This window comes from Paenibacillus sp. WG02 (assembly GCF_055396115.1).
This window is the reverse complement of record NZ_AP036016.1, coordinates 1798742-1810684: the sequence shown is the minus strand read 5'-3', so window position 1 is coordinate 1810684 and position 11943 is coordinate 1798742. Positions and strand designations below refer to the sequence as shown.

Annotated in this window: 10 protein-coding genes and 3 tRNA genes; 5 read left to right on the top strand and 8 right to left on the bottom strand. The window is 46.3% G+C overall.

Annotation, left to right across the window (positions count from 1 at the left end):
• Positions 1-300: 300 nt before the first annotated feature.
• Both nagZ and ACBP55_RS08565 read right to left on the bottom strand, forming a co-directional pair.
• A complete protein-coding gene (gene nagZ / locus ACBP55_RS08570) occupies positions 301-1557 on the bottom strand; it encodes a beta-N-acetylhexosaminidase (RefSeq protein ID WP_464650892.1) in 1257 nt (418 codons plus the stop codon).
• Between the two features lie 68 nt (positions 1558-1625).
• Positions 1626-1922, bottom strand: a complete 297-nt coding sequence (locus ACBP55_RS08565) for a transposase (RefSeq protein WP_464650891.1) — start codon at positions 1920-1922, stop codon at positions 1626-1628.
• Between the two features lie 589 nt (positions 1923-2511).
• Here ACBP55_RS08565 and asd point away from each other — a divergent pair.
• Together asd and ACBP55_RS08555 are read left to right on the top strand one after the other, a co-directional pair.
• A complete protein-coding gene (asd, locus tag ACBP55_RS08560; RefSeq protein WP_464650890.1) occupies positions 2512-3300 on the top strand; it encodes an archaetidylserine decarboxylase in 789 nt (262 codons plus the stop codon).
• 31 nt (positions 3301-3331) lie between these two features.
• Positions 3332-4591, top strand: coding sequence for an MFS transporter (locus tag ACBP55_RS08555; RefSeq protein WP_464650889.1), 1260 nt, complete (start codon positions 3332-3334; stop codon positions 4589-4591).
• A 773-nt stretch (positions 4592-5364) separates the two neighbouring features.
• Here ACBP55_RS08555 and ACBP55_RS08550 read toward each other — a convergent pair.
• From ACBP55_RS08550 to ACBP55_RS08540, 3 genes are all read right to left on the bottom strand, one after another.
• Positions 5365-6807, bottom strand: coding sequence for an NAD-dependent malic enzyme (locus ACBP55_RS08550; RefSeq protein ID WP_268616098.1), 1443 nt, complete (start codon positions 6805-6807; stop codon positions 5365-5367).
• A gap of 87 nt (positions 6808-6894) precedes the next feature.
• Positions 6895-7896 (bottom strand): aminotransferase-like domain-containing protein, encoded by a 1002-nt coding sequence (locus tag ACBP55_RS08545; protein ID WP_464650888.1) that lies wholly within the window; start codon positions 7894-7896, stop codon positions 6895-6897.
• Between the two features lie 13 nt (positions 7897-7909).
• The gene (locus ACBP55_RS08540; RefSeq protein ID WP_464650887.1) at positions 7910-8482 is read right to left on the bottom strand and encodes a GntR family transcriptional regulator; all 573 of its coding nucleotides are present in this window, start codon (positions 8480-8482) and stop codon (positions 7910-7912) included.
• 200 nt (positions 8483-8682) lie between these two features.
• On the opposite strand from ACBP55_RS08540, the gene ACBP55_RS08535 reads away from it, so the two are divergent.
• The 3 genes from ACBP55_RS08535 (at position 8683) to speD (ending at position 11353) form a co-directional block, all read left to right on the top strand.
• On the top strand, positions 8683-9273 hold the full coding sequence (locus ACBP55_RS08535) for a GNAT family N-acetyltransferase (protein ID WP_464650886.1): 591 nt from the start codon (positions 8683-8685) through the stop codon (positions 9271-9273).
• A gap of 113 nt (positions 9274-9386) precedes the next feature.
• Complete coding sequence (locus tag ACBP55_RS08530) at positions 9387-10697, top strand: aminotransferase class I/II-fold pyridoxal phosphate-dependent enzyme (protein ID WP_464650885.1); 1311 nt, start codon at positions 9387-9389, stop codon at positions 10695-10697.
• A gap of 284 nt (positions 10698-10981) precedes the next feature.
• Positions 10982-11353, top strand: coding sequence for an adenosylmethionine decarboxylase (gene speD, locus ACBP55_RS08525; protein ID WP_464650884.1), 372 nt, complete (start codon positions 10982-10984; stop codon positions 11351-11353).
• A gap of 224 nt (positions 11354-11577) precedes the next feature.
• On the opposite strand, the gene ACBP55_RS08520 is transcribed toward speD, so the two are convergent.
• From ACBP55_RS08520 to ACBP55_RS08510, 3 genes are all read right to left on the bottom strand, one after another.
• A tRNA-Leu gene (locus tag ACBP55_RS08520) sits at positions 11578-11659 on the bottom strand.
• 16 nt (positions 11660-11675) lie between these two features.
• Positions 11676-11747 (bottom strand) — tRNA-Gln (locus tag ACBP55_RS08515).
• A gap of 16 nt (positions 11748-11763) precedes the next feature.
• A tRNA-His gene (locus ACBP55_RS08510) sits at positions 11764-11836 on the bottom strand.
• Positions 11837-11943: the final 107 nt, after the last annotated feature.

Sequence of the window (11943 nt, the reverse complement as noted above, 5' to 3'; positions counted from 1 at the left end):
CTAACCTAGATAAATGGTCGAATTCACCAACTACTCTCTATACATATGCGGATAATAAAAGAAAGCTTGGGCATTTGTTCCATTGGTACATGGAAGTATCCGCATCCGTACAAACAAGCCTACGATTCTCTCATATTTAAACCAACCAATTCTAGCATCGATGATGAAAATGGATCGCAATGTCAGGAGCTGGTTCTTTCCATTGACGGATATGCAAAATTCTAGCTAGATGGCGGCATCCCCCCCACTTAAATCACGCAAAAAAAACACCGTGCTGCGAATGAATCCGCAGGAACGGTGTTATTTGTTTGCTTTTGTCCCTAGTACGCTTTGCACCTCAGCGTTCAGCTTCTTCGTATCAGGAACTTTGATCGGACGATCCGTAAGTTGGTATTTCTGTTTCACCTTCATGACTTGACGAACACTTTGGTTGATTGTTTCCATCGGTATTCGCCCGGATTGAACGGCTTTTCGCAGTGCGTCTATGACCGTGACGACCTTCTCATAATCATGTCCGACCATGACGATATTTGCCCCCGCAAGAACAGACTTCACCGCAGCCTCACCCAGATCATAGTTTGTGATAATGGCTCCCATCGTCATATCATCTGTCATGATGAGTCCCTCAAACCCCATTTCCTTACGCAAAAGATCTGTCATAATCTTTTTCGACATTGAAGCGGGATTCTGAGCATCCACTTTTGGCAGCAGAATATGAGCGACCATGACCGCATCAGCCTGATGCTTGAAAGCTTCTGCGAATGGAACCAACTCAATCTTGCGCAAACGGGCGAGATCATTTTGAACGATCGGCAGTCCCACATGCGAATCTATCGAAGTATCACCATGCCCAGGGAAATGCTTCACAACAGGGACAACCTGCTGATTCTGTAGTCCATTCATCATTTGAACACCAAAGCTGCTCACAATAGAAGCGTTAGATCCGAATGAACGGTCACCAATGACCGGATTATTGGGGTTGCTATTGACATCCAGATCAGGTGCGAAATCCATATTTAAGCCATAGGCATTTAGTTCTTTCCCTAGAAGTTGACCGATATTATATGCCAGTACAGGACGACCCGTTTTACCGATGTCCTTGCTGGTCGGTGTTTTTATAATCTCATCCGGTAACCGGGTCACCCTGCCGCCTTCTTCATCTACACCCAGCCAAAGCGGAAGCTTATTCACGGCATTCGTGTGTTTCAATTCATTAACTAGATCTACCAGCTGAGTCGTATTTTTCACATTTGGCTTGTATAATATAATCCCGCCAACATGATAAGTTTCAATCAGTTCGCGTGCATGTGCATTCATACTGTACTCATCGATTCCCGCTATAATCATTTGTCCTAACTTTTCTTCCAGCGTCATCGCCGCAACACCGCTTGTTGCGACTGATGTTGAAGTTGGTGTTGGAACGCTCGGCGGTGTCGCGGCGGGTGCTGAGGAAGATGGACTGACTCCCGGTTGAGACGACGAACAGCCCGTTAAGAGCAGTGAACATGCAGCTGCGAACACAGCGCTCCTGATCAACAAAGGTATATCTCGTTTCATCTTCATCTACCTTCCTTTTGGACCTAATCTTCTTAACGAGCTTCTACCTAAAATTGTTGCAAGACTGATTACTCACTTCTAAGCTCCTTCAGCGTCCATCTCAGTAACGTGTAGATCCCATAACACCCCAAGTAACCTCCGCTTAACAGGAATAGCCCATTTTGAAAAATGCCATGAATATTCGTCATAAATACCGTCTCATCTCTTAAAATCTCATAAATGGCGAGCACGCTGATGATACCGAACACATAAGCACACCCTACTGCTAACACATGATAAATCGTTCGGCAGAATGTGAACAGCCAAGCACTTACTAGCATACTGATCGGAACCAGAATACTAAGTACCACGATTATTAAAGTCATGACGTTCTTTCACCTCATCAACAGCATTGACGTTTTCCTTTCGGGAAATACCAAAGGCAACTTGATCCATTTTGTGATATGATAGACATTGAAAGTAAAGCGTTTACATAAAGGCTTCTCCTGCTAGGATCCGGCTCGCATCCATCACAAGGAAAAGAGGTCTATTAATGAAGAAGAATATCGTCTTACAGTATTCGCTGCCCTTAGATGCTTCCTTTGAGCTAATCGCAAGCTGCAAGTCCTGTACGAGTATTTCTGATCATTCGTCTCGAACCCCTGTTCAATGTATCAAGTTCGCCGGCTCCTCTGTTCCCATCTCCGTTAACCTCGCTACGTGCTATACCTGTGGGGATTATAAGCAAAGCTAGCATATTCCACCTCAAACAGCCATTAGGCTGTTTTTTTCTTGCACTTGCCTTGCATTCCTTCCTTATTCGACAATTGATTCTTTTACCTTTCTGTGGCAAGATTAGCGAAGAGCCTAATATAGGGATCTTTGATCTTGATCAAAGTCTCTCTGCATGAAGGGATCTTTGATCTTGATCAAAGTCTCTCCTAAACACACGAATGAACAGGAGTTTTTTAATCTATGTCTAAACCATTTTTTCGATTGCTTACGGAGCTGTCTTCACGCAAATGGGTGTCCCAAGTGACAGGTGCTTTTGCCAGATCCAAAGCAAGCCGGATCTTCATTCCCCGCTTTGCCCAAACCTACGGAATACGCATTGAAGATGCTGAGAAGCAGTTACAGGATTATAAATCTTTGAATGATTTCTTCACACGCAGATTAAAGCCAGGGTTACGCCCTATTCACGAAGACTTGTCTCGTGTTGTAAGTCCTGTTGATGCCATGATTACAGGTATCGGCGACATTAAAGAAGGCTTGATTGTGAATGTCAAAGGTCAAGACTACACCATCGAAGAGCTGCTGAATCGTTCCCCTCGTACGGTCAACTATAAAAATGGCTTTTATTTTGTTCTGTACCTCAGCCCTACAGACTACCACCGGATTCATTCGCCGATTTCAGGTGATGTGCTTGAGAGCGAGCATGTGCTAGGAAAAGTATATCCTGTGAATGAGTTTGGCCTTCGTCATATGAAGAGAGTACTAAGTCGTAACGAACGGTTAATAACCTTTATCCAGCATAATGCCGGTGAAGTTGCTGTGGTCAAGGTCGGGGCACTTAATGTAAGTTCTATTCAATATGTGAAGCCTCTTCCCAAAAACCTTGAGCGAGGTCAAGAACTAGCCTACTTCGAGTTTGGTTCAACCGTCGTTCTCCTTTTTGAAGATGATATGTTTGAGCCTCGACCGGATCTGCAGTTTGGTTCTAAAGTTAAAATGGGAGAAGACCTCGGCCGTTTCCTAGAAAAATAAAAGGAATCTGCTGACTGGAGAGGAGAGAAACATGGCATCCATTACAGCATCATCTCCCGATCAAAGCTCCAAGAGCTTACATGGTACCGGAGACGTTAAACCTACCGTATATCGCATTTTATTCGCAATTGGTCTTGTCCATTTACTCAACGATTCGATTCAATCTGTCATTCCTGCTATCTTTCCCATACTAAAAAGCGAGATGGGACTTAGCTATTCACAGATTGGATGGGTGCAATTCGCCATTAACTTCACGGCTTCCATTATGCAGCCGGTTGTCGGCTTATACACAGATCGCAAGCCTTCACCCTATATGCTGCCTATTGGCATGGCATCCACCCTTACAGGTATGCTGCTGCTCGCGTTCGCACATTCGTATTGGGTCGTGTTATTGTCTGTTTGCTTTGTAGGTCTGGGCTCAACCGCCTTCCACCCAGAGGGATCTCGTGTCTCTCACATGGCCGCGGGAGGTCGCAAAGGTCTGGCTCAATCCATTTTCCAAGTTGGCGGAAATGCCGGTCAATCTTTGGCCCCTATGATGACCAAATGGATTTTCATTCCACTTGGATTATTCGGTTCCATATGGTTCACAGGCGTTGCAGCTGTAGCTATCGCCGTGCAATTATATATTGCGCGCTGGTATAAATCCGTGCTGATTGCCACACCGGTTAAAGCTAAAACAATCGTACAACGCACCGTCAATCCACAACGGCGCAAGCAAGTCATGTTTGCGATTTGCCTGCTTATTTTTCTAGTGTTCGTCCGTTCTTGGTACGGAGCAGCAATGAGCGGCTACTTCGCCTTTTTCTTGAAGGATACATACGGCATGTCAATCGACCGCGCACAAGACTTTATCTTCTTGTTCCTAGCGGCTGGTGCAGTTGGAACATTTTTTGGCGGTCCGCTTGCAGACCGCTTCGGTAAGCGGAATGTCATTTTCTTTTCCATGCTTGGTTCAGCGCCGTTTGCTTTGCTGTTACCGCATGTGTCCATAACTTGGGCTTACATCTTACTTGTGATTATCGGAGTCATTCTATTATCCAGCTTTTCTGTTACCGTTGTGTACGCCCAAATGCTGTTTCCCGGGAAAGTCGGAACCGTTTCCGGCTTAATTACAGGCTTAGCTTTTGGAATGGGGGGCATCGGAAGTGTCGTCCTAGGAAATCTCTGTGACACCCTAGGCACGACACGTGTTATGGAAATGTGTGCCTTTCTACCACTCCTCGGCATCCTGACATTCCTTCTCCCTTCGGATCGCAAATTAAGACAATGGACAGAAGAAACTAACTAAAAGAAGAACCTTGTTAGGCACGCTGAATCGGCTGCTGAAACAAGGTTTTTTTGTCCTTATATAGACAAGCTGGTGATTTCTTGCATTATCTTGCTGCTATGAACCTATTAACTAGCTGACTGCTTTGCTACTACAACACACTACATTGCTGGCTACTAAGACATTACCTTGCGGTCTGCTAACCATTAACTTGCTTTTACTCTGCTGCCTGCTAATCCATTACCTTATTACTCCCCCTTTACCTGCTGCCTGCTAACCCATTGCCTTACCACCCATTACCTTGCCTACAACCACTTAAACCTGCTGCCTGCTAACCCATTACTTTGCTACTACCCCTTTACCCTGCTGCCTGCTAACCCATTTCTGATTGTGACATGACACACTTCCTCTCGCATGAATTACCCCCACTTCCTCCACCCTCCTCCTCGCTCCGCCACACCTTTAAGGAACTGTTCGAACAAAATTTGCTGCAAAAAATGCAGCTAATTTCTAATCAGCTGCTCATTCCTCATGAATTACTGCATTTCCTACATCAAATTCTCCCGAAAACGCCCTTTTGAACCCGTTGAGGAGAAATTAGCTGCACATTTTGCAGGTAATTTCCCAAAAATGGATGCTAACTCATAATTTTGATGTTCAAACTGCATCTAGTGTGGTCTTGAACATCACGCAGCTAGCTAACTGCCTTGCCCCAAATTATCATTTCTCGGCAGAAACGAAAAAACAGTTCGGATCACCTCTATGAGGTTTACCGAACTGCTAATTATTATGACTTATTCGTGGTGGTGTGCATCATGTGTCTCACGCTGGTTGCGGCGACGGGCCACACCAGATTCATAGGCTGCTTCCATGACAGCTTCTCTTACCTTCTCAACAACTGCCGTGTTGAACACACTTGGAATAATGTAATATTCGTTCAACTCATCTTCATTTACTACCGATGCAATGGCTTTGGCTGCTGCCAGCTTCATTTCTTGCGTGATGCGTGAAGCACGGCAATCAAGCACACCGCGGAAAATCCCCGGGAAGCAAAGAACATTATTAATTTGATTCGGATAATCCGAACGGCCGGTTGCCATGACACGAACATAAGGTTCAGCTTCTTCCGGAGTAATTTCCGGTGTTGGATTTGCCATCGCGAACACGATCGGATCAGTGCCCATTCTCTTTACATCATCAGCCTTAAGTACACCTGGCCCCGATAACCCAATGAATATATCAGCGCCTGGGATAACATCAGACAGTAGTCCTTTTTGTAAAAATGGATTCGTATTGTTTGCATACCATTCCCAAGCCGAATTCGTATAGCTCTCTCCTCGTACAATTGCGCCCTGTCGATCTACACCGATAACATTTGTTACACCGGCAGCTAACAGCATCTTCGTACAAGCAATCCCCGCAGCTCCAATGCCCGTGATAACTACTTTACAATCTTCCAAATTCTTGCCTACGAGCTTAACAGCATTGAGCAGCCCTGCAAGAATAACTACTGCCGTTCCATGTTGATCGTCGTGGAACACAGGAATATCTAGTTCATTGATTAATCTTTCCTCAATTTCAAAACAACGAGGCGAAGAAATATCTTCTAAATTAATACCGCCGAATGCTGGTGCAATCGCTTTTACGGTACGAATAATTTCTTCGGTATCTTGCGTATCCAAACAAATCGGGAACGCATCTACACCCGCCATCTGCTTGAACAGCATGGCCTTTCCTTCCATCACCGGCATCGCCGCTTCCGGACCGATATTTCCTAAACCTAGGACCGCTGTGCCATCCGACACAACAGCAACCGTATTCCGTTTTATTGTTAATGAGTGTGCTTTAGCAGGGTCTTCATGAATAGCCATACAAACTCGAGCAACCCCCGGTGTATACACACGGGATAGGTCGTCCCGATTTTTAATAGGCATTTTCGGAGTCACTTCGATCTTCCCGCCCAAATGCATGAGAAACGTTTGGTCTGAAACGTTAATTAAGCGGACGCCTGGAATATCCTTCAACACTTGAGTTATGGATTCCGTATGTTCAGGGTCGCTAACTTTTACCGTAATATCGCGCGTTGTTGTTGTTTTACTAGCTCGTGTTACGTCAATCGCGACAATATCGCCGCCTGCATCACCTATAGCTGTAGCAATTTTCCCAAAAGTGACCAATTCTTTATGTATTTCCAAACGCACAATAACGCTTGTGCCTCCACCATTTAACCCCGCCATAATAAGGATCACTCCTAAGAAGATAATTAATTGACCATCATGTTAGATCATAGCATACAATGTCAACCTTGCCAAAAATCAAATTGGTCAATTTGTGACAATTTCATAAACATGTCGCAGAAGAGCAACGCCGCTGCGAATCTCCTCCTCGGTTAGATGTGCAAAACCGAAGATAGCCCCAGCTCGCTCTTGGGGGAGGTCGTAAAACGCTGCGTCGCTCCACGAGACGCCAAATTCACGGCATGCGGCTGCATAGGAGGCATAGCTGTTGAAGTCGCCCCGCCACCAGCCGAACAGATGCAGCCCGCTATCACTTTCCACCCACTCGAAGAGGGTGGAGAGCTGCTCCTGCAGTAGCGCTTGCAGGAGCAAGAACTTGCTCGCGTACACCCGCCGCATGCGGCGCAGGTGTCGCTCGTAGCCGCCGCTCGCCATAAAAGCGGCGAGCGAGCGCTGTTCGAGCAGCCCCGAAGGGTGTGGCTCATAAAGCCGCTTCGCGGCCACAAAAGCGCCCTGCAGCGCCTCCGGCAGCACGACATATCCGATGCGCAGCTCTTGCAGCATCGTTTTGGAGAAGGTGCCGATGTAAACCACTCGGCCCTCCTCTTGGTCTAGCACCTTGAGCGGCTCAATTGGCCGCCCGCGGTGCCTGAACTCGCTGTCATAATCGTCTTCGACGATGACAGCGCCCTGCTCTTCCGCCCAGCGCAGAAGCTGCTGGCGGCGATCTAAGCCCAGCACCGCCCCCGTAGGGTACTGGCGGCTGGGTGTCACGAACAGCAGCCGTGCGTTCCACGGCTGCGGGACTAACCCTTGCCCGTCCACCGCCGCGTGGACGGGGACTCCGCCAGCCGCCAGCACTGCTCGGCTGGTGCCTGGATACCCCGGGCGCTCCAGTACAACTGGATCGCCTTCATTCACGAGCACCTGGGTCAGCAGCGCTATCGCTTGCATCGACCCATTGACGATTACGATGCGCTCAGGCGGCGCATCAATTCCCCGCATCCGCCTCAGGTGCTGTGCGATCGCTTCGCGAAGCGCATAATGCCCCTCGGCGTTGTAGGCCTCCTCGTGCGGCGACTCCGTCATCCGCCGCACCTGCTCATACATCCCGCGGTTCCACAGTCCCCCGCGGAAACTCATCCATTAGCGGTCGCCCCACCGCAAACGAAATTCTTTGTCCTTGTCCCTGTCCTTGTCCTTGTCCTTGCCCTTGTCCTTGTCCTTGCCCTTGTCCTTGTCCTTGCCCTTGTCCTTGTCCTTGTCCTTGCCCTTGCCCTTGCCCTTGCCCTTGCCCTTGTCTCCGTCCCTGCCATTGTCTTCGTCCTTCCCCCCGCCCTACCCAATCCCCATCAAGAACCCTCGTCCCCCAAACCGATAGCCTAAACTCCTTCCTGCTAACATGCTCCTTCTTCTCCTGCCCGCCGGCATATACAACAAAAGTCCCTCTCCCCACATCAGCCTGCAAGTAGCCTTCAGCAATTAGCATCTCGTACACCTGATTAACGGTTCCACGAGACAGCCCAAACAAAACTGCCAGTTCACGGCTCGATGGGAGCTTCGTATTCAATTTCAGTCTATTTGCAAGTATTTCATCATGAAGAGCATGATACAAAGCGGCATACTTGCTCGTATATTGGGTTCGATAGGAGTGGTAGGGTATATGAAACTCCATGCTTGCTCCTCCGATCATTATAGTTAGATTTCGTTAAGCTGCAAATGAAGTAATCGATGAATATTTACTACGTTCCGTTTAACGACATTCCGCATTGATACACAAAAATTCATCAAAATTGGTTCTTTTTATTACTCCACTTTTCCATTATGCTATCTAAAATCTCACAAATATGACTTTATGACAAGGAGAGAATTCCAATGGATCTACAACCTCTTATTTTAGAAGGAGAGCGTGTCGCCCTGCTGCCTATGCAAAAATCCCATATAACCGGCCTACTAGAAGCGGCTGCCGATCCAAACATATGGGCATATATGACGCCGCTACAGAGTCCAGCAGATGTAGAAAATTTTGTTCACCAAGCACTAGAAGAACAGAAAGCAGGACTGGGCATTCCTTATAGCGTCTATGACAAGCATACTGATACATTCGTCGGCAGCACGCGTCTCTTCGATATCTCAGCCCAACATCGGAATCTGGAGATCGGTCATACCTGGTACAATTCCCAAGTGTGGCGTACGCGCGTTAATACTGAATGTAAATATTTACTTTTGAACCACTGTTTCGAAACCTTAAACCTACTCCGTGTTCAACTAAAAACGGACCTGCGGAACGAACGCTCTCAAACCGCTATTGCTCGATTAGGCGCCAAAAAAGAAGGTATACTCCGTCAACATCGCATACTTCACGATGGTTATATACGTGATACTGTTATGTTTAGCATCCTTGATACCGAATGGCCTGAAGTTAAACAGCGATTAGAAAGTTTTTTAAATAATATAAGCGTGTAATCCCTATCCAAACCAATCCGAAAATATTTGTTTCACGCAGTGACGTACACTTGTTAAAGTGGTATAATAACTGCAAAAAATGAATAGCTCATTGGAAGGAATGACCCACTCTTATGAATCCTCTGGCACGACAGCTAAACGAGACCCTGGAACGTGAAAATTCTCACGTGCATGACATGCTTTCTGCATTAGGTAGATCGATTTACTTCCCGAAAGAAGGTATTCTCAGTCAATCTGCTGAAGCAAAGGCTAAAGCCAAGAAATACAATGCTACCATTGGTATTGCTATCGAAAATGGTCAACCTATGCATCTGAAGGTCATTCAAGACACACTTTCCACCTATGCACCAAAAGATATATATGAATACGCACCACCTGCGGGTAAACCTGAACTTCGGACAGCATGGCGCAAAAAAATGCTCGAGGAAAATCCCGAGATTGGCAATAAACGGATCGGTAATCCGATTGTTACGAATGCCTTGACCCATGGTCTAAGCATTGCTGCTGATCTTTTCGCAGATGTTGGCGACGCAGTGATTATTCCGGACAAAAACTGGGAGAATTACGAGCTCACCTTCGAAATCCGCCGCGGTGCCCAAATTGTGAATTACCCATTATACAACGAAGAGCAAAAATTTAATGCAGCTGGACTTCGTGAAGCTCTTTTTGCTCAAAAATCCAAAGGCAAAGCGATCGTTGTCTTGAACTTTCCGAACAACCCAACAGGCTACACGCCTGGCGCTGAAGAAGGGAAAGAAATTTCTGCTGCCATCAAAGATGCTGCTGAAGCAGGCATCAACGTCATCGTACTAACGGACGACGCTTACTTCGGTCTTTTCTTCGAAGGGTCCCTGCACGAGTCCTTGTTCGGTCAATTGGCTGACATTCACCCGCGTGTGCTCGCTGTCAAAATCGACGGAGCCACCAAAGAAGAATACGTCTGGGGCTTCCGTGTAGGCTTCATTACGTATGCAGGCCAAAGCGAAGCACTTCTCAGCGCCTTGGAGCAGAAAACAATGGGGATCATCCGTGCGACCATATCCAGCGGTCCTCACCCGTCTCAAACTTTCGTGCTTCACGCGCTAAACTCTCCTGAGTTTGGTCAACAAAAACAAGAGAAATACGAAATCATGAAAGGCCGCGCTAACCGCACCAAGTCCATTTTGGACAGTGGAAAGTTCGATGATGCATGGGGCTATTACCCGTTCAACTCCGGTTACTTCATGTGCTTGAAGCTCAAAACCGTTGATGCCGAAGCCTTACGTGTTCACTTGCTTGATCAGCATGGTGTAGGAACAATCGCCTTAGGTTCTACCGACCTCCGCGTTGCTTTCTCCTGTATTGAAGAAGGCAACCTCGAAGAGCTATTCAACCTCATTTATCAAAGCGTTAAAGAAATAGAAACCGTCTCAGCAAGCAAATAAGATGAACAAAAAAGAGCACTTCCTAACTTCAAGTTAGAGAGTGCTTTCTTTGTTCTTCTCGTTCGTTCTTTCATTCCGGAGCATCCTCTATAGCAATAGAGGCAGCGACGTACTGCGATCCTTTCAGTCTCGAAGTCTGAATGACCCGCTGCAATAGGAAAAGAATCCTTTTAATTCAACATTAGCATTCAGCTATTCATTAGAATTAGTCACTCTACTAGATCACTGTTCATTTGTTATTCATAGAATGGTGAGAAGATGAAAATTTCAAAGGGGTGATAGATTTGCTGTACTTAACATATGGCAGACATACAGTAGTTGACGTTTGGGGGGTTGATGCCAGTTTTCTGGATAATGTTGATTTTTTACGACTAATTATGGTGAATGCAGCTGAAAAAAGCAGTGCTACTGTGCTGTCAGTAATCGATAAAAAGTTCGAACCAAGTGGCTGTTCAATACTTGTTCTTTTATCTGAAAGTCATCTTTCCATTCACACCTATCCGGAGGAAGGTTTTGCCGCAATCGATGGCTACACCTGCGGAAAGAGAGTAGATCCTAAAATAGCAGTCGATTATATAGTGGATATACTAAAACCAAAGAAAATATATACAAAAACATTAATTCGCGGTTCTGATGAAATCGCTGTCTTCGATTAATATAAAAAGCCTCCATTAGTATCGTGACACCTCTCCGATCCAATAAAGATGTGGATATGGAAAGTCAATTGGTTGTTGGTGGAACAGAAAACCTGGCGAATCATATTTCGTCAACAGATAGTCAACAAGTGTGATTTATGAAGCTGTACTAGTGCATTTTCTTTAAACAGTTATAAACAAAAAAAACCCTTATAAATAAGGGCTTAATGCTTGTAAAGCTGGGATGCGGTCGGAGGGATTTGAACCCTCACGCCTTGTGAGCGCCACCCCCTCAAGATGGTGTGTCTGCCGTTCCACCACGACCGCGTATGAAAATAGAAAACTGGGGATCTAGGATTTGAACCTAGGCATGACGGAGTCAAAGTCCGTTGCCTTACCGCTTGGCTAATCCCCATTATTGAAGGGAAAAGGGCGACCGATGGGACTTGAACCCACGAATGCTGGATCCACAAACCAGTGCGTTAACCCCTTCGCCACGATCGCCACAGTAGGGATTTATTCCCTGAAGACTAGATACGAAACTTGCGTAAAGTAATCATTTGCATCGCTACGTTAGACGTAGGTGCTAGCTGCTTAGTCAGCTGATCAGA